The sequence below is a fragment of the Photobacterium jeanii genome, assembly GCF_001650345.1.
Classification (GTDB): domain Bacteria; phylum Pseudomonadota; class Gammaproteobacteria; order Enterobacterales; family Vibrionaceae; genus Photobacterium; species Photobacterium jeanii.
Map to the genome: position 1 here is coordinate 174,052 of NZ_LVHF01000012.1, position 24,084 is coordinate 198,135.

20 protein-coding genes are annotated in these 24,084 nt (G+C 43.4%); 9 read left to right on the forward strand and 11 right to left on the reverse strand.

Annotated elements, in window-relative coordinates; genetic code table 11:
* Nucleotides 1-68 precede the first annotated feature (68 nt).
* Nucleotides 69-521, forward strand: a complete 453-nt coding sequence (locus A3K86_RS02200; RefSeq protein ID WP_068327018.1) for a YaiI/YqxD family protein — start codon at nucleotides 69-71, stop codon at nucleotides 519-521.
* A gap of 60 nt (nucleotides 522-581) precedes the next feature.
* Here A3K86_RS02200 and A3K86_RS02205 read toward each other — a convergent pair whose 3' ends face one another.
* From A3K86_RS02205 to A3K86_RS02220, 4 genes are all read right to left on the reverse strand, one after another.
* On the reverse strand, nucleotides 582-1,565 hold the full coding sequence (locus A3K86_RS02205; protein ID WP_162844299.1) for a ParB/Srx family N-terminal domain-containing protein: 984 nt from the start codon (nucleotides 1,563-1,565) through the stop codon (nucleotides 582-584).
* A 250-nt stretch (nucleotides 1,566-1,815) separates the two neighbouring features.
* Nucleotides 1,816-2,289 carry an NfeD family protein gene (locus tag A3K86_RS02210; RefSeq protein WP_068327027.1) on the reverse strand — a complete coding sequence of 158 codons (474 nt, stop codon included), beginning with the start codon at nucleotides 2,287-2,289 and terminating at the stop codon, nucleotides 1,816-1,818.
* 10 nt (nucleotides 2,290-2,299) lie between these two features.
* Nucleotides 2,300-3,244, reverse strand: a complete 945-nt coding sequence (locus A3K86_RS02215; RefSeq protein WP_068327029.1) for an SPFH domain-containing protein — start codon at nucleotides 3,242-3,244, stop codon at nucleotides 2,300-2,302.
* Nucleotides 3,245-3,467: 223 nt separating this feature from the next.
* Nucleotides 3,468-4,952: an alanine/glycine:cation symporter family protein gene (locus tag A3K86_RS02220; RefSeq protein WP_068327032.1), complete on the reverse strand. Its 1,485-nt coding sequence runs from the start codon at nucleotides 4,950-4,952 to the stop codon at nucleotides 3,468-3,470.
* A gap of 1,192 nt (nucleotides 4,953-6,144) precedes the next feature.
* Here A3K86_RS02220 and A3K86_RS02225 point away from each other — a divergent pair.
* The 3 genes from A3K86_RS02225 to A3K86_RS02235 all read left to right on the forward strand — a co-directional run bounded on the left by A3K86_RS02225 (nucleotide 6,145) and on the right by A3K86_RS02235 (nucleotide 8,482).
* Nucleotides 6,145-6,441 (forward strand): hypothetical protein, encoded by a 297-nt coding sequence (locus tag A3K86_RS02225; RefSeq protein WP_068327035.1) that lies wholly within the window; start codon nucleotides 6,145-6,147, stop codon nucleotides 6,439-6,441.
* Between the two features lie 344 nt (nucleotides 6,442-6,785).
* Complete coding sequence (locus A3K86_RS02230; protein ID WP_068327038.1) at nucleotides 6,786-7,643, forward strand: ABC transporter ATP-binding protein; 858 nt, start codon at nucleotides 6,786-6,788, stop codon at nucleotides 7,641-7,643.
* Nucleotides 7,640-8,482: a hypothetical protein gene (locus tag A3K86_RS02235; protein WP_068327041.1), complete on the forward strand. Its 843-nt coding sequence runs from the start codon at nucleotides 7,640-7,642 to the stop codon at nucleotides 8,480-8,482. Before A3K86_RS02230 ends, A3K86_RS02235 begins: the two co-directional genes overlap by 4 nt.
* 130 nt (nucleotides 8,483-8,612) lie before the next feature.
* Here A3K86_RS02235 and A3K86_RS02240 read toward each other — a convergent pair whose 3' ends face one another.
* The 5 genes from A3K86_RS02240 to A3K86_RS02260 form a co-directional block, all read right to left on the reverse strand.
* Entirely contained in the window at nucleotides 8,613-8,816 is a 204-nt protein-coding gene (locus A3K86_RS02240; protein WP_068327044.1) for a helix-turn-helix domain-containing protein, read from the reverse strand.
* A 374-nt stretch (nucleotides 8,817-9,190) separates the two neighbouring features.
* Complete coding sequence (locus A3K86_RS02245; RefSeq protein ID WP_068327047.1) at nucleotides 9,191-12,031, reverse strand: Hsp70 family protein; 2,841 nt, start codon at nucleotides 12,029-12,031, stop codon at nucleotides 9,191-9,193.
* A 313-nt stretch (nucleotides 12,032-12,344) separates the two neighbouring features.
* On the reverse strand, nucleotides 12,345-14,180 hold the full coding sequence (locus tag A3K86_RS02250; RefSeq protein ID WP_068327050.1) for an Hsp70 family protein: 1,836 nt from the start codon (nucleotides 14,178-14,180) through the stop codon (nucleotides 12,345-12,347).
* Nucleotides 14,180-14,848 (reverse strand): DUF2760 domain-containing protein, encoded by a 669-nt coding sequence (locus tag A3K86_RS02255; RefSeq protein ID WP_068330132.1) that lies wholly within the window; start codon nucleotides 14,846-14,848, stop codon nucleotides 14,180-14,182. The genes A3K86_RS02250 and A3K86_RS02255 overlap by 1 nt, the downstream gene beginning before the upstream one ends.
* A gap of 281 nt (nucleotides 14,849-15,129) precedes the next feature.
* A complete protein-coding gene (locus tag A3K86_RS02260) occupies nucleotides 15,130-15,423 on the reverse strand; it encodes a winged helix-turn-helix domain-containing protein (protein ID WP_068327053.1) in 294 nt (97 codons plus the stop codon).
* 485 nt (nucleotides 15,424-15,908) lie between these two features.
* Here A3K86_RS02260 and lpxL point away from each other — a divergent pair, with 485 nt between their 5' ends.
* A complete protein-coding gene (gene lpxL, locus A3K86_RS02265; RefSeq protein ID WP_068327056.1) occupies nucleotides 15,909-16,835 on the forward strand; it encodes an LpxL/LpxP family Kdo(2)-lipid IV(A) lauroyl/palmitoleoyl acyltransferase in 927 nt (308 codons plus the stop codon).
* A 154-nt stretch (nucleotides 16,836-16,989) separates the two neighbouring features.
* On the opposite strand, the gene A3K86_RS02270 is transcribed toward lpxL, so the two are convergent.
* Nucleotides 16,990-17,766 (reverse strand): phosphatase PAP2 family protein, encoded by a 777-nt coding sequence (locus A3K86_RS02270; protein WP_068327060.1) that lies wholly within the window; start codon nucleotides 17,764-17,766, stop codon nucleotides 16,990-16,992.
* A gap of 230 nt (nucleotides 17,767-17,996) precedes the next feature.
* Between A3K86_RS02270 and A3K86_RS02275 the strand changes: the two genes are divergently transcribed.
* A complete protein-coding gene (locus A3K86_RS02275; protein ID WP_084406470.1) occupies nucleotides 17,997-18,920 on the forward strand; it encodes a Gfo/Idh/MocA family protein in 924 nt (307 codons plus the stop codon).
* A gap of 148 nt (nucleotides 18,921-19,068) precedes the next feature.
* On the opposite strand, the gene rsgA is transcribed toward A3K86_RS02275, so the two are convergent.
* Entirely contained in the window at nucleotides 19,069-20,127 is a 1,059-nt protein-coding gene (gene rsgA, locus A3K86_RS02280) for a ribosome small subunit-dependent GTPase A (protein ID WP_068327067.1), read from the reverse strand.
* Between the two features lie 373 nt (nucleotides 20,128-20,500).
* On the opposite strand from rsgA, the gene nagE reads away from it, so the two are divergent.
* The 3 genes from nagE to A3K86_RS02295 all read left to right on the forward strand — a co-directional run bounded on the left by nagE (nucleotide 20,501) and on the right by A3K86_RS02295 (nucleotide 24,061).
* Entirely contained in the window at nucleotides 20,501-21,874 is a 1,374-nt protein-coding gene (gene nagE / locus A3K86_RS02285; protein ID WP_068327072.1) for an N-acetylglucosamine-specific PTS transporter subunit IIBC, read from the forward strand.
* Nucleotides 21,875-21,981: 107 nt separating this feature from the next.
* Nucleotides 21,982-22,659 carry a response regulator transcription factor gene (locus A3K86_RS02290; protein WP_068327075.1) on the forward strand — a complete coding sequence of 226 codons (678 nt, stop codon included), beginning with the start codon at nucleotides 21,982-21,984 and terminating at the stop codon, nucleotides 22,657-22,659.
* On the forward strand, nucleotides 22,640-24,061 hold the full coding sequence (locus tag A3K86_RS02295; RefSeq protein ID WP_068327078.1) for a sensor histidine kinase: 1,422 nt from the start codon (nucleotides 22,640-22,642) through the stop codon (nucleotides 24,059-24,061). Before A3K86_RS02290 ends, A3K86_RS02295 begins: the two co-directional genes overlap by 20 nt.
* Nucleotides 24,062-24,084: the final 23 nt, after the last annotated feature.

A 24,084-nucleotide genomic window follows, 5' to 3' on the forward strand; every position in this document is an offset into this window, starting at 1 on the left:
AGCCGCCTTCAATGGCGGCTTTTTTCTATTCGCAGACCTGTTCTAAAAGGTTGATAACGGAGAATGAAATGAAGATTTGGGTTGATGCTGATGCATGTCCGAATGTGATCAAAGAGATTCTGTTTCGTGTTGCTAACCGTGTTGGTGTGCAAGTGACGCTGGTGGCGAATCACTTTGTGCGCGTACCACCATCACCGCACATTCGTTCGCTGCAAGTTGAAAGCGGTTTCGATGTGGCTGATGACTTTATTGTAAAGCAGGTTGAGGCTGGTGATTTGGTGATTACTGCTGATATCCCATTAGCGGATGAAGTGATTAGCAAAGACGCTCATGCGTTAAATCCGCGCGGTGAGATGTACACCAAAGAAACGATCAAGCAGCGTCTTCAGATGCGTGACTTTATGGAAACGATGCGTAGCTCGGGCATTCAAACGGGTGGTCCTGCACCGTTGAACCAGACAGATCGCCAGAACTTTGCTAACAAGTTAGATAGCTTTGTCGCTAAGCATTTTCGTAAGTGATGTGTTCACCAGCGCTGAAACGTAAGATCTTGATCTAATTTTGTTAAGTGGAATACTCAGCTATTCCGCTTTTTCTTTCTCTTCTAATGCTTTCTGTTTTTCTTGCTCTTCTTGAATTTTCTTCGGTGTGGCTTTTTTCTTTTTCTGAATTCGATATTCAGTGGCTAGATACCAGTTTGAATTCTTGTTGGTGATCAGCGCCTCTAGTGCTTTTGAATTCACCTCTTGAAATTGTCCCATTTCAATTGCTGTTTTATCACTTTTGCCAATCAAGGTGTCGGCAGCTAAATCTGTCATCACTGTGGCGGCTTCGGTCAGTGCTGTTGCGTAATCATCACGGTCGTTGAAGTTATAGTTTTCAACATTCATTTTTTCCCGTAGGGCAAGTGACCATTGATACGCTAAATAAGGGACAACAGCATAGGGCTCATTGGTATTAGGGTTGGTTTGTTTTTGTGGCAGATCGTAGCTAATACCTTGTAGAAAGAAAGCGAGGGCAAGGAATTTATCTTCTTTTAATTGCTTAGAGCCAATAAATTCAGGCAGGTCTGATGGCGATATTTTTTTTCCTTTAGCGCCAAAAAGCCACACCGTATTGTCATGACTCATCTCAGCCCAAAAATCATCCCCTGAGTCTAATAGGTTGTGACTGACTTTGAGCATTACGGGAACATTCGTGCCACCATTGGGCATGTCCCAGAAGCTAGAAAGCGTATGGTGCTGAGTGGTGAGGAAAAGTAATCCTTCTTTAGGGCCGACTACAACTTTGGCAAGGTCCTGAGTTTGTGAGCCAAGTTTTTTGGCACAGGTGAAGCTTTCTAAATCCGTTGGGTTTGATTTTTCTCCCCAATCTTTCACGCTGCCACCACCATTTAGCTTGCAGAGTTTATTAAACATGGCTTTTTCATTGGATTTATAGCTTTGTAGTAGGGCATATTCGAGGTCGTAACTCATCACAGCTTGAGTAGGTAGGATTTGATCTAGGGTTACGGTAATCGTATCCCCTTGTTGTAATTCGCTGTAGTTTGGTTTTTCTGCACTCACTCCAAAACCAAATAATGTAGACAATGCAAAAAGACAGCCCCGATACGCGACCTTAACAGTACAAGCCATAGCAATAACCTCATTAACCTGCATGGTGTCAGTTTAGCAAAGTGCAAAGTGACTCGCGGCGAATTATCAAGGCGACAAGGGGTGAGGTGAGTAGAGAATGGCGCTAGCGCCAAATAACAGGCAACAAAAAAGCGGTGTGAGTGCACACCGCTTTGTGTATCTAAACCTAAAAGTTATTAACTTAGCATCCGGTTACCGTAAACTTACCTACAGCAACACCCACCACTTTAACTTGGCTACCTTGTGGCAGAGTTTGCTCCTCACTTTGTGGATCGAGCAATAGCTGCCATTGAATACCTGAGTGCTTAACATAGACAGGGTCTGCGTTGAGACTCAGTGGTGCAGTGAGAGTAAAAGTAAGGCCGATAAAGTCGCTATGGACGTTGTTAGGCTCTACTTTACTGTTTTGTAGCCGTTTAAGCGGCTTCCAAAGCAGAAGGGTAAGTACACCTGCTCCAATACCCGTTGTACTGACTAGGCTTAGCCAAGTTTCAGGTATCACCCCGATCCAAGCTAGCGCCCCAGCGATAACGGCAGCGACACCAACAGCAAGTAGTGCAATGGTCGATAAGCCAAGGACAAAAGCTTCCACCGATAAGACAATCAAACCTATGATGATCGTCAATTGAGCTAGGCTGATACCGAAAATATCCATAATGGATCCCTTACTTGGTTTGGTTCAGTTTGTTGATGATGGTCATGGCTTCTGCGACCAATGAAGAAGCGTTTGATTGACCATCTGGTAACAGAACAACAGAAGACTCTTTCGCAATGGCGTGCTTAGCTTCGATAGCTTTACCTGCTAGCTCTAATTGAATCGCTTTTTGACCTTCAGGGGTTGATGCGGTACGGCCAACCACTTCAATCGCTTCTGCTTGTGCTTGAGCAACCGCTAGAATCGCCTTCGCTTCACCTTCTGCTTTTAGCACTTGCTCTGAGCGCTCCGCTTCTGCAGCCAGTACGCGTGCTTGTTTTTCACCTTCTGCAATATTGATGTCTGATTGACGTTGGCCTTCAGATTCCAAAATCGCCGCACGTTTCTCACGCTCAGCTTTCATTTGGCGTTCCATCGCATCAAGCACCGAGCGTGGTGGCTCGATATCTTTAATTTCGTAGCGAAGTACTTGAACCCCCCAAGGTTCAGATGCCTCATTAATAGAAGAAACGATAGCGGTGTTAAGGTTTTCGCGCTCTTCAAAGGTTTTATCTAATTCAAGTTTACCAACTTCACTACGCATTGTGGTTTGTGCTAGTTGAGTCACCGAGAAAACATAGTCATCAACGCCATAGCATGCTTTGTATGGGTCTAGCACTTTAAGGTAAAGCACACCATCTACCACGAGTGAAATGTTGTCTTTGGTGATTGCAGCTTGTTGCGGTACATCATAAGCCTGTTCTTTTAGCGAGCGGGTGTAAGCAATGCGGTCAATGAAAGGAACAATGAAGTTAAGCCCTGCTTCCATAGTTTTGTTGTACTTACCGAAACGCTCAACAATGAAAGCTGAGTTTTGAGGTACAAACTTCACAGATGAGCGCAGGAAAATAACTATAAAAATAGCGAGGAAAATCCAACCGCTAAGAAGACTTGGTAATAATTCTAGGATGTCCATATTGACCCTTTTAATAATAAATTGAATTGCGTTTTATTACTTTATCAAAATAGACAGCTTTATCTAGAAAAACACACAGATGAAAATGAAAAGAGCGTAGATATGCGATGAATATTGAGCGAAAAGCGTCTAGAACTCGATAATAAAGGGGGAGTGATAAGGATGTTCTATAAAAAAATAAGCCAGCGTAATGCTGGCTTATTTAAGTGATGGAGCTTAAAGATTACTCAGTGGTTTTTGCAACCTTTGCATCTTTAGGGTGCCATGCACCGTCTAGTTCATCCAACTCTGGGAACTTAGAGCGGTCGAACACTGGTGTCTTACCTTCTTTGGCCTGTACTTCGTAGTCTTTGATTACTTTGAATGCCAGTTTAGAAAGTAGGATTAGCGCGATGATATTAATTAGTGCCATTAGACCCATCGATGCATCCGCTAGGTTCCACACAACTGGTAGGCTAGTTACAGAGCCAAACATTACCATAGCAAGCACTAGTAGGCGGAACGCCAGTAGACCTTTTTTGGTGTTGCCATTTAGGAACATGATGTTGGTTTCTGCATAGCTGTAGTTCGCAATAATAGATGAGAAACAGAACAGTAGAATAGCTGCAGCCATGAAGTAAGCTGTCCAGCCACCTAGCTCGCTTGTTAGAGCCTGTTGTAGTAGACCGATACCTGAAGCTGCATCTGGTTGATCCATAACACCAGAAAGCATGATCATTGCAGCTGAAGCCGTACAGATAACAATAGTATCGGCAAATACACCTAGCATTTGTACGAAACCTTGTGATGCTGGGTGGTTAGGGTTTGGCGTTGCTGATGCAGCAACGTTTGCCGCAGAACCCATACCTGCTTCGTTTGAGAATAGACCACGAGCAATACCACTTTGCATTGCTTGAGCAATCGTATAAGCCACACCACCAGCTGCCGCTTCTTGCCAGCCGAATGCACTCTTAACAATCAGTGCGATAGCGCCTGGTAGTTCAGTGATGTTCATGATCACAACAACTAGCGCAATAGCAAGGTAACCTACAGCCATTACAGGTACGATACGAGAAGATGCTTCAGCAACTTTACGTAGGCCACCCATAATAAAGAACGCCGATGCAGCAACGATGATCACACCCATGATGGTTTCATCAAAACCAAACGAGTGGTTAAGTGCATCTGTAATGGTATTCGCTTGAACAGCGTTAAAAACAAGACCGAAAGCAATAATAAGGAAGATGGAGAATAGTGTACCCATCCAGCGCATACCTAGGCCTTTTTCCATATAGTATGCAGGGCCACCACGGTACTGACCATCAACATCTTTTACTTTATATACCTGGGCTAGGGTTGACTCAACAAAAGCTGTAGACATACCAAAGAGCGCGATCAACCACATCCAGAATATTGCACCAGGCCCGCCTGCTGCTAGTGCAACGGCAACACCTGCCATATTACCTGTACCAACACGTGCAGCCATTGAGGTGCAGAACACTTGGTACGAGCTTAACCCGTTTTCAATGTTTTTACCGCTTTTCAGTACATCGACTGCATGGCGGAATTGACGAATTTGGATAAAACCAAGACGAAGCGTGAAGTAAATACCAACACCTACAAGTAGGTAAATTAGAACTTGGCCCCATAATAGTCCGTTGATGCTACCGATGATCGACATCAGTACATTATTCAGACCATCTAACCAAGACTCGTTAGCAACTTTCATAATGTTTTCCTGTAACAAGGGCTTAATAGGTATTAAGCGAATTGGAACTTCCATTTAGTGACGCTGAGTCACAACGATTTCAGGTTATTTTGTTCTAGTTTCCCTGATTTTATTCGGCATTTTGTAATGCGAAATTTAACATCCTTGAAACATGAAACCGTTTGGTTACCTAAGAAAGGCGCTGAAAGTTAGCATGAAAGCAGGGCTAAACTACATGATTAAGATCACATTTTTCCATGTATCATTTGCAACGCGTTGGTTTCAAACGCCGTTCAAAAACAAAAGTTCTTTATATCCAACGCCTTATGATTGGGTATGCCGTACTATTAACTGTCCGTTAAAAATGTTGTTCAATTAGATATAGAGGAGATCTATGCATGAAAAGCAGCTTACTGTGAAAATAATTTATTAACACGATAAGCATAATGATTCATTAATATGCAGTAGAAAATGTAACAATTAGAACGCGTAGCTTAGTGAAGGGTATGTTTGAGCGGAGTGGTTACAGAAGCTGTAATAAGATGAGCTTCTGAGCTTTCTTCAGTGTGTGATTCGCTTCGAGTTGGCTCGATAACGAATTGATAGCCACAAATGCAAGTGTATGTACCAGACTCGCTGATAAGGAATTCATCACTTTGGTGGCAGCGATCACAAGTCACAGGATTCATAAATTTTACTCAAATCTCGAAATGCGCAAATTATACATATATGTATGATAATAAAGGTATTACGACATGAAATTTTTGATATTGCTCCGATATATGAGAGTTGATGAGTAATTCCAGTTGTGAATGCTAGCTTGCTGTGATGAGACGTTGATTTAATCAACTGGAAAATGATTTCAAAAAAATTGGTTGCTCTTTGAGCGGTTAAACTAATATTAAGTAAGAGCAGCTATAATCTTATTACATTTTAAGAGTGAGAAAGTGATTCACTTATGTGAAAAGTCAGAGTATATTGCACATCTAACTACATAAGTGCTTTACCATCTTCTTTTGAATTATAATAAAGTTCGATCGGTCCTCGATCTTGCTGTTAGTTGCTAGGGAATAAACAACCCTTAACCGTGGTTCTCTATAGCCACATTAATAATAAAGTGAATGCTTCTCTCTCTACTTTTATTGAAGTCATTTCTATTGGGATCTCCTAATGCCATGATTGGAGTGTCCTGCAGTGAATTAAGAGGTAATACATGGATAATTTTGCGGCTGCAGAAAAAGCATTAAGCGCGATGCTGAAAAGTGTAGATGCAGACGGTACTCAGAAGCCAGAACGTACAGACTATCGTCAAACTTTGATTGATTTTGCTGATGAAGTACCTGGTCGTCAAAAAGCAGTAATTAAACGAATTCCACTAGAAAAGATAAATAATTTGATTGCAGTTCTTCACGAATTCCGTGACGACGCAAAACAGAGTCGCATGAATGAAATTCTAGCGATGATGGAAAAAGACGGCGTACACCCAGAAGATCTAATCGATAAAGAGTAATAATCACTCTTTTCTTATAGTAATAAGAAAGAACTAGAATTCAGTACTTTGTTATTGAACTCTGGTAGGTTCGTTACAATCTTTTTTTGTTCATTACCTAATTTCAATAAAGGTGCTTATAGCTAAAGTTATAAGCACCTTTTGTCATATGTTTTTTCTTTATATTTGATCTCATCGACATAGATGAATATTAAATTGAATCTATTCAGATTTTAACCTGTCATTGAACTATTGCTAGTCGTCACTGCCTATATGGGTATCTTGTTAGCTCTTGACCAACGATAAGAAAAGTTTCATATATTGGTTGGTATACAAAATAAAAGAATTACTACTAAGGTGTTATTTTGGAAAAGTGGATTGATGTTAAGGGGATCTCTAAAACCTTTGGCACACAGAAAGCCGTCAGTGACATAAGTTTCACTGTTAGACCGGGTCAGGTTATTGGTTTACTTGGTCACAATGGGGCAGGCAAGTCCACATTGATTAAAGCGCTGTTAGGTATGCTGCATTATGAGGGAGAAATCGAGGTTATGGGGCTATCCCCACAGCAGCACCGAGCTAAATTAATGGAAAGCATTGCGTATATTTCAGATGTTTCTGCATTACCGAGCTGGATGACGGTAAAGCAGTGTCTGGACTATGTATCGGGAGTCCATCCTCAGTTCTCACTAGAAAAAGCCCAGCAGTATCTTGCAGATACAGATATAAAACAGACAGTCAAAATTTCGCAGTTATCAAAAGGAATGAAAGTACAATTCCATCTAGCCGTTGTCATGGCGACAGATGCGAAAGTGCTTATTTTCGATGAGCCAACTTTAGGGCTTGATTTGATTTATCGTGAAAAACTATATGCAAAACTACAAGCGTGGTTAGAAGAATCGACTCGTGCATTAATTATTGCTAGCCACGAAGTGTCAGAGATTGAGCATTTACTAACAGATGTGATTGTTCTCAAGCAAGGGAAAATGGTTCTAAAGAGCTCAATGGCAGAGTTAGAAACTAATTATTCAACTGTACTGGTGGATAATGAAAACTATTCTCGCGCAGAGTCACTATCGCCAATATATATACGTAAGGAGCGAGAGCAGACTCGAATGATATTTGAGAATCTCGCGTCAGATCAATTAAAGGCGTTTAGCCAAGTATGCCGTACTTCATTGGCTGAGTTATTTATTGCAAAGCAAGTAGGTTTAGAGAAATGAACAAAATGATGACGCTAATCCATAAGGAATGCATTGAGTATCCTATTTTGTTTCGTTTACCTGCGGCTATTTGCCTATTCATCGTGCTATTTATTGGCTTAATGTTGACGGGGAATGGCAATGTTGAATTCTCGATTCATGCTAATGGCGATAGCATGTTGCCGTCAGTTGCTGATTTTTTAAGTTTTGGTGGCACGGTTGGTAATGTGAATGCGTGGGTCGCGAGCGTAGTCGCGATGATCTTATTTCTTATCTACACGCCAAAAGCGATGCGAAAAGAGCTCGATGAAGGGAGCTTGATGTTCTGGCGTTCAATGCCAGTTTCAGATTGGCAAACTGTTACTACTAAGTTGCTGTTTGCGCTGGTGGCGCTGCCAATAATTGCTTCGTGCGTGCTGGTATTTTCAGATTTAGTGGTGTGGGTTATTTCATGGTGGCACTTACCTGACACTATGCCTGCTTCATCAGTGACTTTATGGGGTTTGCTACTTCACTGGTTGACCTTTATTGGACGTATGGCTGCAGTGAGTTTAACGCTTGTGCCTTTTACTTGTATCTTGTTTGTACTGTCGCAGCTCACTCGATCGCCTTTGATTATTTTATTGGTCGGCATTTTCATTTTGAATCTGGCGACAATGTTAGTGTTTGATAGCACTTTACTAGGAGATTTGATTAAGCGTTTTTACCAGCTGCCGATGAACATCCTATTTAGCGACAAACCATTAGCAACTTTGCTGACTGTCGATTTTTTATATTTTGCGCTGATGGTCTTAGTTAGTGGGTTATGTTTAGTGTTCAGCGTGAAGTTACGCCAGACAGACGACTTTCTAGCAAAATAGAAATAGCGAAGAAGGTTTATAAGTAACAAGGGAGAAGGCGTTGCTCTAGTTACTGATAGTTCAAGTTTGGATATGAAAAAGGAGAGGCTTGCCTCTCCTTTTTTGTGCATGATTAACTACTAGCAATTGCTTATGCTGCAGTAACTGTAGTGATGTAATCAGCTTCGTTTTTGTACTTACGAACGTTACGAGAAAGAGTACCTTTTGGCACGTCAAAGCGTTTCTCAGCTTCGTAGCTTGATAAGCCATCAAAAATAACTGCTTCAACAGCTACACGCTGGTTTTGAGATTTGAAGATTCGCTGTGCAATTAAGTTGAATTGTGTACGGTTCATAGAAAATCACTCACTATTTATTCTTGCTGAGCATGTAAGGTGTGCTTAATACATGCCTCGTTATTAATTAATTCTATATTACCTACGCGAACCCTAACGGAACCTTAATAGCTAGTGTCAAAATGCCGCTACTAACAGTAACAATATGTTTTTAAATATTTCTCATTCGCTCGACAAGAGATACTAATTGATAATCCTGATAGTCGAGTTCCTTTTATTTTCAATTGCTTATGAAAAATGACTAAAAGTGTAAACGGATTAATGAGTTTTCATAAGATAGAAAAAGGGAGAAAGTGCCAAAGTATTGGCATTTAGGTTCCTGAAAATAATCTTCAGGAACCTAAAAAGGGGAGAGGAATTATTTGCTATTGGTATTAGTGCTTGATGAGCTGTAAGCCGGAAGGAAGCGCATCACCAAATACACGCTTGGTCTCTTCTTCCGTTAGGATTTTTACTTCAGAGACCATTTGAATCCAGCTTTCAGGTGCTTTACTCGCTTTTAGTTTAGCGATTACGGCTTCACGATTAGCTTCATCAATATCCAAAGTGCGATCGCCTGTCATACGGCACATCATAACTGCGGCAAAACCAATATTAGGGTCTTTACGCCAATTCAGCTCCATTAGCTCTGGCAGGCAGTAAGCAATGTGCTGTGCCGTTAGTAAATTATGAGCACTACCATAGAATGGGCTACGCGTACCAATACGACCAATAGCCCACCAATGCGCTTGAGCGTGCTGGGTTTTCTGCAGGCGACCAAACAACCACTCAATAAGCTGCAATTTGTTCTCAAACGGCAGGTGCTCAAGGGAAGCTGCAAGGCGAACCATGTCTTGGTAGCTACGCTCTTGCATTTCTTTATTGAGCTTGGTGTTACGAGTTGCGCTTGGATTAATGTATTTGGCGATGTCTTTAAAGATCACTAATTGCTGTTCTTGAGTTAAGCCACCAGCAACGCGACGCCAGAATGTCCACCAATCACTCCACGTCTGAGTGTTCGCTTCAAACTGAATGCCTTGCTGATACAAGTGCCACACTTGCTCCATACGCCACTCATCCGATGGATAACCAAAGCCTGGGCGAAGGGTAAAGCCTGCGAGTTTTAGCCAAGTGCGCTCATGTAGATCTGAACGGCGGCGGCGTTTTTTACTATCGAGTAGAGCTGTTGCGAGTTCACGTAAACATGGGGTATCCCAGCTATCCCGTTTTCCTAGTAGCTTTTCTAAATCTTTTTGTAGTGTTTTGAGCTGTTTGTTATCGCTAACTTTGGCACTACCACCGTAAACCAGTTTGATCGCTTGAATTGCCTCATCAATACGGGCCGGTAGAATAGATTCAGCGAGGGTACTATCACCGTCTTTGTTACGATTCAGCTTTGCTAAGTCTTTACGTACCGCGAACTCCACTTTCCAACGTTTCGACTTATCAGTAACGCTGACGCATTCAACTTGCAGCGTACCGACTTCTGTTAGCTGACATGCTAGCGTGACCACTTCACGGTCTTTTTGGTTAGCGGCTAACTCAGTACGGTCTGTTTCGCTATCTAGCGTTGCGATGAATGGCGGTAGGGACACAAAGCTTTCATCATCGAGCTCCACGATATGACCCAGTTCTGCATGGTTATCATCGGTTGATGACACAAGATTAAATCGTACCGGCTCACCCAAGGTTAAGGCGAAATAACGATCTTCAACAATGATATCGTTACCCTCGTCAGTGCCTTTTGGTAGTAGGCATAAGCCTTGTTGTGGTCCTTTTTTCTCATCCAGTTTGAGGAAGTAAGAACGCGCCGAACCACCACCGATTTTTAGCTGTGCACCATGACGTGCTTTCGCATAAGCAACGGCACCATATGCGACAGAAAGGTCTGGGTGAGGGTTGATAAGTTGCGTGACGTTGTCACCCTTCCATTTTCCGAAAATATCAAGGGCTCGTTGGCTTAATAAAGGACTATTAAACACACCACCGTTTAACAACACTGCAGTAGGAATAGGTGCGCTCTGCTCATTGATAGTAAGTTCAGATTCAGCAAAAGCATCTCGGCAGACTTGATCATGAAGATCGATAAATTGCGCCAAGTGTTTACTGATAGCAGGATCGGCAGCATAAGGCAGACCGAACTCAACCACGGCCGCTTGGCGTTGACTTGGTTGATCGCTAAACTCTGTTAGCGGGAAGAAACCTTCTAGAGCTATTTGATGTACTTCTTCTTTGGTGAGTTCCACACTCTTCGCGCCGCCAATGAGGCGAGAACCGCTACCCAAGAGTGTTACTTTCGCAGAATCAGGTGCATTGCCTGACAGCAATTGCTCTTTAACTTTGCGGGTTTGCTGGATCAGCTTTGAAAGGCCAGCCGCTGATAGCTTTTTACTGCCACCGTGAAGACGTACTTCCGCTTGGTGGGCGAGAGCAAGGTCTAAGTTGTCACCACCAAGCATTAAGTGATCACCAACACCAATTCGGTCTAGCTTCAGTTCGCCGTTGTTGGAACTAACTTTGATTAAGCTTAAATCCGTTGTGCCACCACCAACATCGCACACCATCAATAGAGGGATGTCTTTCAGCAGTGCTTCTGCGTTATGTTTGTTTTGCGCATACCAGTCGTAACAAACCGCTTGAGGCTCTTCGAGTAATAATACTTTCGGCAAGCCAGCAAGTTTTGCTGCTTCAAGTGTGAGTGCTCGTGCTGCTTCGTCAAACGATGCTGGCACAGTGATCACGACTTCTTGCTGCTCAAGCAGATGATCGGGGTTATGGTAATTCCACGATTGGCGAACATGGTTTAAGTAACTAGCGCTCGCAATAACAGGCGAGACTTTGTTAACGCCTTGGCTTGATGACCAAGGTAAGATAGCTTCAGTGCGGTCTACATTTGGGTGTGATAACCAACTTTTCGCACTAACAACTTGGCGACCTTCGACTTTTGCCCCAAGCTCGCGGGCATACTCGCCAATGATCACCAATGGAATGTCGCCATCTACTAATTTTGGCTGCCAAGGTAACACCAGCTCAGACTCGTTAATTTCTGATTGAGCAGGGTGATAGCGGAAAGAGGGGAGGAGGGGTTTACGCGCCACTTCGCCGGGTGCGATAAGTTGGTCGATATCGAAAATCTGAGTTGGACTGTTTTCTAGGTCGTCAGAAATTTCTGTATAGGCAACAACAGTGTGGGTAGTACCCAGATCAATACCAACAAGGTAGTGTGGGGAAGCCATTTATCACTCCAGATAATTGAGACCAAGTAATACCAATATGACTCTATGAGTAAGTCGGGTGTGAAGTTACACCACCGAGGATAAGCATTTGAATCGTTACTTATGCTGGTAGATATTATGATGATTGGTATGACTGGTTATTGTGTTCTTAGTCTTAATAACTAAACGTTGCAGAGTGCTGTGTTTAGCGCATTGGTTAATGCTACTGCGTCGCTTAGTTATTAAGGCTGTTGTTTTAAGTGATTATTTTAAATTGTTAGTTTGGAAAATAAACGGCGCATCAAAAGATGCGCCGTTCGCGTGTTAGTGATGATTACTTCTCACGAACATCAAATTCAACTTGCCACTTTTGACCGCCATCGGTAGGGATGGCTTCAAGGCAAAGTGTACCTAGCTCAGTGACACGTGATGCCAGACGAACTGGGACGACTTCGCCTGCAGTGCGACCTTCAGATACAGGAAGTGTCACTTGAATTGCCGGAAGCTCTTCAAGTTCTTCAGGCTGCCACCAATCAAGGTGAGTACCGGCAGGATCATCACGACGAACAGTTGAACCGAAGAATTTGAACTGTACTGGCTGACCGATTACAAGACCAAATTCTTGGCTTGGTACATCGGCATGTGAGCCTTCTTCCATACCGAAAGGTGCAACACAAAGTGCTTCTAGTGGTGGCTCCATACCCGGAATAGCAGGCATTGCGCTTTCGATACCCACGTAGTAACTACTTGCGATACCACCACGGATACGAACGCCTTTACCTTTACGTACTGAACCGTAGTAAGACGCACCGCTTGCTACTGCAAGATCAAGATCAACACCTGAAAGCAGTTTCGCTTCTTCAGAACCCGCAGTCGTTAACCAGCTGTTGATAATAGAAAGCAGACGCTCAGAAATCAGGTTAGATTTCAGTACACCACCATTAAATAGCACTGCGGTTGGGCGGATGAAACCTTCGTGAAGCTGTTCAAATTGCTCGAATAGTTCATCAACGGCTGATGCTTGACGGCTTAAGAATGCAGCCACATGACGGCTAACAGCAGCATCTTGTGCATATGGCAGACCCATTTGTGTCAGTGCGCCACGTTGAGTTTGAACAGGGTGTTCTTCGATATTGGTACGGGGGAAGAAGCCTTCAACCAGTGTTTGTTGTACTTCTTCTTGCGTTAATTCGGTTTGCAGCGTGCCACCAAGGAGTTTAGAACCACGGCTAGGTACCACGATTGGTACCGCTTGTAGTTCAGCATCGCTTAGTAGTGCTTCTTTTGCATCACGGCATGCGTGAGTAATCGCTTGGATCTGCCAAGGCTGAAGTTGTTTGCCTTCTTGAGCTAGCTTCATCTTTAGACGGTAAGCTAGCGCCAGATCCATGTTGTCACCACCTAACAGGATGTGATCACCAACCGCAACACGGTTAAGTGTTAGGTTACCGTCATCTTCTGTTACTGCAACAAGCGACAAGTCAGTAGTACCACCACCGATATCAACAACCAGTACGATGTCACCGACAGAAACTTGATCGCGCCAGTTCTCATCGTTGTTTTTGATCCAGCTGTAAACAGCTGCTTGTGGTTCTTCAAGCAGAGTAAGATGCTTAAAGCCAACGTGGCGAGCCGCTTCTGCGGTTAAGTCGCGAGCTGCTGGGTCAAATGACGCAGGAACCGTGATTGTGACATCTTGGTCGCAAAGTGGCGTTTCAGGATGCTTGTGATTCCACGCGTTAACAAGGTGTTCTAGGTAGCAACGAGTCGCTTCAACTGGAGAAGCTTTTACTACTTCTTCAGGGCTGTTAAGCGGTAGGAATGCGTCACGACGGTTCACACCACCATGGCATAGCCAGCTTTTTGCACTAGCGATAAGACGGATAGGGGTCTTACTACCTAGGTTGCGAGCCATTGCGCCCACAATGGCTTTAGGTTGAGTGTTCCAAGGCAGTGCCTTGTCACCTTCAGCTAGCTCAGACTCATGTGCTTGATACATGAAAGAAGGTAGCTGGTCTTTTTCTTCTACATGACCCGGCGTTGTCAGCTGGGCAATAGGCATAACATTAACGTTAGTGTCTTCGTCTTGAAGGTCGACGTAAGATAGCACGCAGTGAGTGGTACCTAAGTCAATACCAACGCTAAAACGGTGTTCTTGTGTTTCTTGCATTACAGTTCTACCTCAGCGGCAGCAACGATGTGAGCGTCATGACCTTCAGCAAGCTTAGGCAGGTTCACATTGGTTACTTTCCAACCGCGATGGATCAAAGTTCCAGTAAATGGTGCTTCGCCAACGACGTTACCCGTTAGACGAACTTCAGAGGCATTAAAGCCTGCTGGTAGCGTTACGCGAGTTTCTTCTTCTTCAGAGCGTACAGGCGCAAAGCTAAAGTATTCGTTAAGCACTTTCTGACCACCTTCGTGGATCACACGTGCTGCTGCACCGATTTCTGCATCAGCAAAACCTTTAAGGTCCTCTTGCATGAAATCAATAAAACGCGCTTCTTGTTGTAGCAAAGATAGCAGTTGAAGGGCAGCGTCAGGTGTTGAAGTCTTAAGCTTAGGTTCAACTTCAACAATTTTTTCGACGATTTTTTCTACTTCGACGATCTTCTCGACAGGTTTTTCAACGATCTTCTCTACTTCAACGATTTTTTCGACAGGTTTTTCAACCTCAACGATTTTTTCTACTTCGACCTCTTTTTCGACAATCTTCTCAACTTCTACTGGTTTGCCTTTTTTAGCGATGTAAAGCACAAGCAAAACGATAACTAAACCGCCAAGCCATGCGTGTCCCATGTCGATAGTTGTCGGCATTGCCGAAAGATCCACAGTCATTTTAGAAAAATCAAAAGCCATATTCGTCTACTCTTTACAGTGAAAAATCGATTCACTATGAACAATTTAGGCAGAATACTACCATAACAAAGCCTTATTACACCTAGGCTGGCGGCTTTTTTTACCTGAATTGTCAGAAGAATCGGAGTCTTAGTTTATTTTGCAACCAATCATTGCCTGACACAGCCTTGTCATTAGGTTACGGGTTTTATGATAAGGCTTGAAAATAATTATATGTGCAATGATTTGAATTAATTAACCAAAGTGCATATTTGTGGCCATTATGGGTAGTTGAGCGCACCTCGTATATCTGTAATGTGCTGCTTAACCCATTGTTTGTTGACAGCCCCCCAATCCTTAATCACATAGTGACCACTTCGGTTTCGCTCGCCTGGTGCTTGTTGAAATTCACACTCAATTTCAAGTTCAGCCAGATTTTTGATGGTGTCTTGGGCTGTACGGCGTGGCATACCACTGAATTCGATAATGGCAGGGACTGTCGCAATTCCGCTGTCTATGAGGTAAGCAACGTATAGGCGGCGGTAGAAACTGGATTTGGTTTTGCTAATGCTCATGTTAGCGCTTCGTCCGTGTGGTTAGTCCTTGATTTTCAAAGCATATCACAAAATATCAGCTACAGTGGTTTTACTTCAAGCACTGTCAGAATTCTTTACAGTTTAAGTCTCGAGATTATAGGTCTTTATCTTAGATGTCTGATTTTAAAGTAAATAAAAACTTGGCAACGATTATGCAGTAAAGAAAGTGTCCTAATTCATTTTTGCTTATTTCGCAGTATGTAAAACTGATGACACAGGCTTAGGGGGAATAGCGCTAGTGTCGTTACACATCAGTTCTTACTTTACTGGCAGCCACCTTCGGGTGGCTTTTCTTTTTGTTGTCACTCAGTAGCTGGACGGAGCAGTGACAAAAACAGTCATTAATCCACCAAGCGAACCTGTGCTTCCTTGCTATAGCGAATGGTAAGCCATAAAATGTACTGTTCGATTACCCGAAAGATCACATTCTAAGATCTCGATTAGCAAGGGAATATTTGAAGCTTATGAGCAAGTTTACACCGCCAACTTTTTCGATGGCATTGCTCCATCCTCGTTATTGGCCGACATTAGTCTTAATGGGGATGATGTATCTGATCAGCTGGCTGCCGTATTTTATTCAGTTTCGTATGGGGCAGGGGATTGGTCGCTTAGCGATGCGTTTTATGAAAAAGCGTCGCCAAACAATGAAGCGAAACTTGGAGCTTTGCTTTCCTGATATGCCTGATGATGAGCGTGAGGCGTTGATCCAAAAGAATATCGACAATACTGGACTGGCTTTATTTGAGACTGGAATGGCTTGGTTCTGGCCTGATATCCGAATTGAGCGCCATGTGACTTGCGAAGGTATCGAAATTATTGAAGAACTTGAGCGTCAGGGTAAAGGGGTACTTTTGATTGCCATTCATTCATTAAATCTAGAACTTGGAGCACGTGCATTTGGTATGAAGACACCGGGTGTGGGTGTTTATCGCCCGAATGATAATCCGTGTTTTGACTTTTTCCAATTTAATGGTCGTGTGCGTTCAAATAAATACATGATCGATCGTAAAGATGTTAAGGGTATGCTTAAAGCGCTGCGCACAGGCGAACGTGTATGGTATGCACCAGACCACGATTACGGCCCGCGTCGTCATGCATTTGCTCCTTTGTTTGCAGTAGAAAAAGCGTGTACTACCACGGGGACAAGTTTGCTGGTTGATGCGTCTGATTGTGCCGTTGTCCCGTTTGTTATGAAGCGAAATACCGATTCAGGACAATACACGCTGAAAGTGTTGGAGCCGTTAACGGAGTTCCCGCATGAAGACCCTGAAGCCGCTGCGGCTTATATCAATAAAGCGATTGAGCGAAGCATCATGATGGCCCCCGATCAATACATGTGGCTGCATCGTCGATTCAAAACGCGCCCAGAAGGTGAAGCTTCACTTTACTGATGTTGAGTGATTTCAATTGATTCCTACAAAAATGCCAGCAACTCATTTGCTGGCATTTTTTTAATATACTCACCAAACTATAGTCATACAAGCCTGCAAAGACTCGAAAATAGTTGATGTCTGAACAATGGCTTATCTTAATTGGTTGAGTCGATCACTTTGATTGTTCTCGACCTTGTTTATACAAAGCTTGATAGTTCTGCATTATCGTTTTCCGCCTAAGGTACACCGCGTTAGGTTCTGGAACCAATAAGTAAAGTAGCGCAGCACTTGCAGTCGACATCATCAGATCGCTCGGCCAGTGCATACCAAGCCAAATTCGGCTAAAGGCAACGCCCAATCCCCATATAATAAGTAATGAAAAAGTCACGTAGTGCTTGTTGCGAAGGCAAAAGCCACCCCAGAATAAAATACAGACAGCGGCAAAGATCGTGTGGCCAGATGGGAGTGAATAGTTTGTTTCCCCTTCCCAGTGACGGATACGCCAAGGGCTAACGTCTTGCTGTGCTTGCTCAATAACGGTTTCTTTTTCTGTTGCCGAAAGTTGGTAGAAAGCAGGTGCAGATTCCACTAATTCCATTGCGGCAAGTTGATGAGTGTAAGGACGTGGCACTTCAGTAAGCTGCTTCATAACAGTCTTGGCAGCGAAGCTAAGCACTAGTAATAAAGCAAACTGACACCACAACATAAGGCAGACTTTCTTATTTTGTTTAAATAGAAGCGGCAATAAGCAAAGTGCAGAAACTGTCACGAGGAACCAAGGGTTGCCCGCAGAGTCTGATAAAAGGGTAAAGAGTAAGCCAAGTGAATCGCTCGCAGGGCTCATTAAATCAGGTGATGGTATAAGGCTGAGTAGGAAACCTAATGGGATAGCAAAGCCACAAAGTGCGAGATAGCCCGGAGCTTTGCGTGAAAATAATAAGCGCAGCATAAAAATTCGTAATTTGTCGTATAAAAACGGCATATTACCAAAGAATTTTATGCCGAGTGTAAAGAAAATGTCACTTTTCATAGTGAGTATAGAATCTCATGACTTGGCGATATGTTTCATGGCATATAAGATGGTTAACATTATGAATAAAATGCAAAATTTAGCTGTTAGACAATAAATCCAGTACAAGTCGAAACAAAGATAAGAGAACGATAAATCAAGGAGTGACAATGAAAATTGGTGTGATTGGTTTAGGGGACATTGCGGAAAAAGCGCACTTACCTGTTTTAACCCAGTTACCAGGTATTGAGCTAGTGCTTTGTACTCGCAATAACGAACGTTTGTCGTATTTAGCGGCAAAGTATCGTATATATGCAACTTGCACGGATTACCGAGACTTACTTTCTCATCAAGTTGATGCTGTGATGATCCACACTGCGACTGTTTCGCATCATGAAATAGCACAATTCTTTTTGTCTCATCAGCTACCTGTTTTCGTTGATAAACCCCTCTCTGATAATTTTTCTGATTGTGAATCGCTTCATAACCTTGCAGTACAGAAGGAAGTTCCGCTCTTTATGGGGTTCAATCGTCGCTATATTCCCTTGTTTAACCAAGCCATGCCTGCTTATCAGCAAGGTGGGTTAACACAAGACAAGCTATTGTCGCTGCGATGGGAAAAGCATCGTCATAATCTTGTGGGTGAGACGCGTACTTTTGTTTTTGATGATTTTATTCACCCGCTAGACAGTATTAACATTGAAGGGAATGTGACAGCTGATCAGCTACATATTGTTAAGCAGCGAGAAGGCGATAAACTGGCGCGTTTAGATGTGCAATGGCAGCAAAACGAGACCTTGTATCACGCTTCAATGCATAGATTACACGGTGTGACCCAAGAGGTGGTTACCGCTAACTACCGTAATCAGACCTTCCAATTTGACTCTTTTGTGCAAGGTCGACGCTGGAGTGATGGCGAAGAGCGTATGTTACGAAGCCCTGATTGGACAACCATGTTAGCGACCAAAGGTTTCCATGAAATGCTAGAGCATTGGTTAGAGGTGGTGAAATCTGGTCATCTTGAGCAGCAGGTGATTGAGCGTAATCTACACTCTCACTATTTGTGCGAGCAGATTTGTCAACGGTTGGTTTAGTCAGCCTTTAAAGTGCTTACTTTGAAATAACAGTTAACGAACAACAAAAAGCCTTCAACCTATGCTGCGGTTGAAGGCTTTTTGATTAGGCGATAGAGATTAAGTGAACAGCGTTATGATTCTTTCTGCTATCGACTCATTTCCCTCGTTAGTCACCTTTCTTACGACGACGTGATTCAGTTTGAACTGAGCGATACATCTTGCTCAACTCTCGGCCATGAGCACGTTTCTCAGCAATGCTAGCGCCGTTAATGGCTTGTTCGCGTTGTAACTTCAAGAAGTTATTTAATCGACGTTGATCGATTGTTCCTTCGGTTATCGCAGCTTGAACCTGACACCCTGGTTCATTGTTGTGCTGACAATCACTGAAGCGGCACTGCTCTGCTAATGAAGTAATATCAGCAAATGTAGTCGATATGCCTTCTTCACACGCTACCAATTGAAGCTCACGCATTCCCGGTGTATCTAACAGTAATCCACCTGTACCAATAGTGGCATCCTGAATGATGTGTAAGGAGCGTGATGTTGTAGTATGGCGACCTTTACTATCATCTTCACGAATGCTGCCCGTCGTTTGCTCATGCCCACCCAGTAAGGTGTTTACGAGTGTTGATTTACCCGCACCAGATGAGCCCAGTAACGCGAGCGTGTCACCCGCTTTACACCAAGGGGCGAGTTGCGAGGTGCTTAATGAATCAAGTCCATTAATCGCAACCACCATCAATAGTGGATCAAGCGCTTGTACTTGCTGGATATAGGTTTCAGGTTCATCACAGCAATCGGCTTTGCTCAATACGATGACAATCTCCACTCCGGCTTCATTGGCGATAGTTAAGTAGCGCTCAATTCGGCTAAGATTGAAGTCATGATTAAGTGAACAGACAATAAACAGTGTGTCGACATTGGCTGAAATAAGTTGTTCGTCGAGTTTGCTGCCTGCCGCTTTTCGGCTGAATATAGACTTGCGGTCGAGTAAACGAATGAACTTATTATCGCTGTCTACCAATAGCCAGTCACCGACGGTGATAATAGGCATAGATGATGTCACGGGTAGCGAAAAGTCACCGTGCTCAGATTGCATTACAAGCTGATTACGATGTTGCGCGATCACGCGAGCGGGGATACTAGATTCCCATTCTTCTAGACTAAGTTGTTGTTGAAAAAACGGTTTCCAACCAAGTGTTGGAAGTGAAATAGATGTTGTCATTGTGACCCCAGACGTTTTTTATACGTCATAACTTATCGACTGAATGTCGATTAAATAGCATAAGGGGCTAGGCGGCCCCGGTGAAAACCGGGCATTAGAGAGGCAAAAACGTTGACGTTAAAGGTAGTAGATACGTACAACGTGACGTTATTGGTGTTGGCCTCGTTTTGCCCGTTCAGTCTTTGCTACATTCATTAACCTGTCCTCCAATTAATCTTTAGTTTGAATATCGAGCGAAACTTAACAAAAAAAGGTGTCCTTGTTAAGTCTCGATTAGATTAAACATCTTTAATCTTCGCACAATCTTGCCTTTATTTAGCCTTGGTTAAGCTAACGCCATCGTCATCATTAATGTGATTTCATGGAGTTAGGTATGAACGTATTAGGGTATTTTCAAAAACTCGGTAAGGCACTCATGTTGCCGATTGCCGTTTTACCAGTTGCAGGGTTGTTGGTTCGGTTTGGTCAGCCAGATCTCTTGGATGTGGCATTTATTGCGCAAGGTGGGCAAGCTATTTTCGACAATATCGCGTTACTTTTTGCGATGGGTGTAGCTGCGGGCTTGTCAAAAGACGGTTCTGCGGCGGCAGCCATTGCGGCAGTGGTAGGGCATTTTGTGATGTTGGCGGCATTAACCACGCTGAATGCTGATATCGATCCTGGGGTTGCTGGCGGGATCATTGCTGGGATAGCGGCTGGGCACTTGTATAACCGTTTCCACAACATTCAGTTACCTGAATTCTTGGGCTTCTTTGCTGGCAAACGTTTCGTTCCCATTATTACTGGCTTGGTCGCTTTGGGGATTGCTATTGCGTTTAGTTTGGTATGGCCGCCGATTCAAAGTGCGATTAATAGCTTAGGTGAGTGGATGCTAGGCAGCGGTATGGCCGGTACATTTACCTACGGTTTTGCTAACCGTTTGCTGATCCCATTTGGCTTGCACCATATTCTAAATACCATGGTGTGGTTTGTGTTTGGTGAATACAACGGCGTGACAGGGGAAATCTCTCGTTTCTGGGCTGAAGATCCACAAGCTGGCTTGATGCTTGCGGGCTTCTTCCCTGTAATGATGTTTGGTTTGCCGGCTGCCGCTGCCGCTTTTTATGTGTGCGCCAAAGCTGAAAACAAAGCACGTGTTGCAGGGATGCTTTTCAGTGTTGGTTTTACCTCTTTCCTTACTGGCATTACCGAGCCGCTTGAGTTCTTGTTCATGTTCCTAGCGCCAGCTTTGTATGTTGTGCATGCTGTTTTCATGGGGCTGAGCTTAGTCATCGCTTATCTTCTCGATGTCCATTTGGTGTTTAGCTTCTCCGCGGGCTTAATTGACTACGTACTGAACTTCAATGCACCTGCTGCTGTGAATGCGTGGAAACTACTGCCATTAGGGTTGGCATTTGCTGTGCTGTACTTCGTGACCTTTACGTTTGCGATTCGCACTTTTGACTTAAAAACACCGGGTCGTGAAGACGAGGAGGTTGTTGAAGATGAAATATTGTCAGGTGAAGAAGTCGCAGGTAATGAGTTAGCAGGTGCTTACCTTGCAGCCCTTGGTGGAAAAGAAAATCTTACTGATATCGATGCATGTATCACACGTTTGCGCTTAACCGTTAAAGACCGTAGTAAAGTGAACGATGCCAAAGTTCGATCATTAGGGGCGAAAGGGATAGTTAACGTCGGTGATAACAACGTTCAAGTTGTACTTGGTCCACAAGCTGAAATGATCGCCACTGAAATGAAGCTTCTCTAAATTTCATCGAATAATTAGTGGTTTATCCCCCTAAACCGCGTGCGGCTTACAGGAATGTGGGCCGCTTTTTTGTAAGATGAAATCAAGACGCTGATAAGGATGTGTAGATGAAAGTATTAATCATCGAAGATGATCAAACGACGCGGGAATATGTAGCTAAAGGACTGAGAGAACAGCAATTTGTTGTCGATGAAGCGAGCAATGGGCATCAGGGATTAGTGATGGCAACCAGCTGCGAATATCAATTGATCATCCTTGATCGTATGTTGCCGCAACTGGATGGGATGAAAGTGCTTGCTGCTCTAAGGGCGACAGAAAATACCACACCAGTATTAATACTAAGTGCGATGGACTCGGTTGAAAATCGTGTCGAAGGTTTAAATGCGGGTAGCGATGATTACTTGATCAAACCTTTTGCGTTGGCTGAATTGTTGGCTAGGGTTCAGCTATTGATCCGCCGTTCAGGTGCCTCGAAGCAAGTGATCACTGAATACGATTATGCTGACTTAAAGCTAGATTTGAAATCGCATCGAGTGTGGCGTGGTGGTCACTTAGTGCAATTACAACAAAAAGAGTTTTTGCTGCTGCAATATTTGATGGAGCACGCTGAACAGGTGGTGTCTCGCATGCACTTGTTCGAAGCGGTTTGGAGCTATCATTTTGACCCTAAAACCAATGTTATAGATGTTCATATTGCTAATTTGCGAAAGAAGTTGGACGGATACGGGCAAGGCAGTTTGATCCATACAGTGCGAGGTGCAGGTTATGTCCTTCGCCAATCGTGAGCTACTTTCGCGCTCTTCCACCTTTAAGGTTTTGCTCTATTTTCTCGCTGGTATTGGCGTGATTTATACCGTATTTGTCCATCAGGTGTATCTAAGCTCGGATGCTTTTCATCGTAAGCAATTAGAGCGTGAATTACGGCAAGAAACTGATGTGTTTGCGGCATTAGCAAAATCAGGCGATGTAGAAAAAATTCAATCTCTTGTGAAAGAAAAACAAGCTGTTAATACTCCATTTTCTTATCAGGTTTATCCTTTTACGCCCCACAATAACAGCCCCAGTTATCCTGCTGCATTAACTGGGATGCGCCCACAATTAGAAACCACAGAAACGCAATCTGGTAGTATGGTAGGTCTACCTAATGATCTAGTGTTGGTGATCGAAATCGATAAAGCTTTGTTGCAGCAATATCGTGACGAATTAACACCTATGATGATCTCAGGTGTAGCTTTACCTGTGATCATTATGATTGCAGGTGCGGCCTGGTTCGCTGTCAGTATAATTCAGAAGATTCAGCGGGTTAATCAAGCAATGAACCGTGTGTTATGTGGAGAAAAGCACGTTAAATTGGCAGTAAGCCGTAATGACGATGAGTTTGATTTACTCTCGATACATTTGAACTTTTTGATAGAGCAAATCGAGAAAAAAGAAGAATCGCTGAAAGCCTTAACGGTTGGGGTTGCCCATGATTTACGAACGCCAATGGCAAGAATGAAATTACGCATTGAAAGCTTATTAGCAGCAGATGAACCTCATCCGTCACAACCTGTTTTGGAAGAGTGTGCTGATGATCTTGAACGCTTAATGGGGATGTTCAATGGTTTACTTGAGATCGCTAACTTAAATAGTGGTAAGCAAGCAGTGGCAAAACAGTCGGTGGATTTATCACAAGTTGTGGAAGATGTGGTGGATTTCTTAATGCCGCTGGCAAATGAAAAACAAATACACCTTCTGACTCGTCATGATGCCCCTTATAAGTTGCAGGGTGAGCCTAACTTATTGTTTCGCGCTATTTTTAATTTGGTGGAAAATGCCATCAAATACAGCCCAGTTGCGAGTAAAGTTGTGGTGGTGGTTGATCAGTTTGGTGTCGTTGTTATTGATCGTGGGCAGGGCATTGCAGACCATGAAAAGTCACGCGTATGTGATCCTATGTATCGGGGTGATCAAAGCAGAAGCGAATCGGGGATGGGGCTAGGCTTAAGCTTGGTTGATGCGGTGATTAAGCGCCATGGTGGTCAACTCATATTACGAGACAACTGTGGTGTTCAAGAAAAGCGAGTTGTTCAAGAGCAACAAGTCGTATTTGAAAACAATACGTTTAGCGAAAAGCATCAAGTTGTCGCAAAAAATGAAAAGCCCGGCTTACGAGCCAGGCTTTACTTTGCACAGTCAGAATTTTGAGCTGCTAATGCTGACGATATCGC

Coding starts and splice junctions, on each gene's coding strand:
- A3K86_RS02215 (WP_068327029.1), bottom strand. CDS start 3,244: ATGGACATCCTAGAATTATTACCAAGTCTTCTTAGCGGTTGGATTTTC.
- A3K86_RS02245 (WP_068327047.1), bottom strand. CDS start 12,031: ATGGCTTCCCCACACTACCTTGTTGGTATTGATCTGGGTACTACCCAC.
- A3K86_RS02235 (WP_068327041.1), top strand. CDS start 7,640: ATGAACAAAATGATGACGCTAATCCATAAGGAATGCATTGAGTATCCT.
- A3K86_RS02250 (WP_068327050.1), bottom strand. CDS start 14,180: ATGCAAGAAACACAAGAACACCGTTTTAGCGTTGGTATTGACTTAGGT.
- rsgA (WP_068327067.1), bottom strand. CDS start 20,127: ATGACAACATCTATTTCACTTCCAACACTTGGTTGGAAACCGTTTTTT.
- A3K86_RS02295 (WP_068327078.1), top strand. CDS start 22,640: ATGTCCTTCGCCAATCGTGAGCTACTTTCGCGCTCTTCCACCTTTAAG.
- A3K86_RS02200 (WP_068327018.1), top strand. CDS start 69: ATGAAGATTTGGGTTGATGCTGATGCATGTCCGAATGTGATCAAAGAG.
- A3K86_RS02270 (WP_068327060.1), bottom strand. CDS start 17,766: ATGCTGCGCTTATTATTTTCACGCAAAGCTCCGGGCTATCTCGCACTT.
- A3K86_RS02240 (WP_068327044.1), bottom strand. CDS start 8,816: ATGAACCGTACACAATTCAACTTAATTGCACAGCGAATCTTCAAATCT.
- A3K86_RS02260 (WP_068327053.1), bottom strand. CDS start 15,423: ATGAGCATTAGCAAAACCAAATCCAGTTTCTACCGCCGCCTATACGTT.
- nagE (WP_068327072.1), top strand. CDS start 20,501: ATGAACGTATTAGGGTATTTTCAAAAACTCGGTAAGGCACTCATGTTG.
- A3K86_RS02255 (WP_068330132.1), bottom strand. CDS start 14,848: ATGACTGTGGATCTTTCGGCAATGCCGACAACTATCGACATGGGACAC.
- A3K86_RS02225 (WP_068327035.1), top strand. CDS start 6,145: ATGGATAATTTTGCGGCTGCAGAAAAAGCATTAAGCGCGATGCTGAAA.
- A3K86_RS02275 (WP_084406470.1), top strand. CDS start 17,997: ATGAAAATTGGTGTGATTGGTTTAGGGGACATTGCGGAAAAAGCGCAC.
- lpxL (WP_068327056.1), top strand. CDS start 15,909: ATGAGCAAGTTTACACCGCCAACTTTTTCGATGGCATTGCTCCATCCT.
- A3K86_RS02210 (WP_068327027.1), bottom strand. CDS start 2,289: ATGGATATTTTCGGTATCAGCCTAGCTCAATTGACGATCATCATAGGT.
- A3K86_RS02290 (WP_068327075.1), top strand. CDS start 21,982: ATGAAAGTATTAATCATCGAAGATGATCAAACGACGCGGGAATATGTA.
- A3K86_RS02220 (WP_068327032.1), bottom strand. CDS start 4,952: ATGAAAGTTGCTAACGAGTCTTGGTTAGATGGTCTGAATAATGTACTG.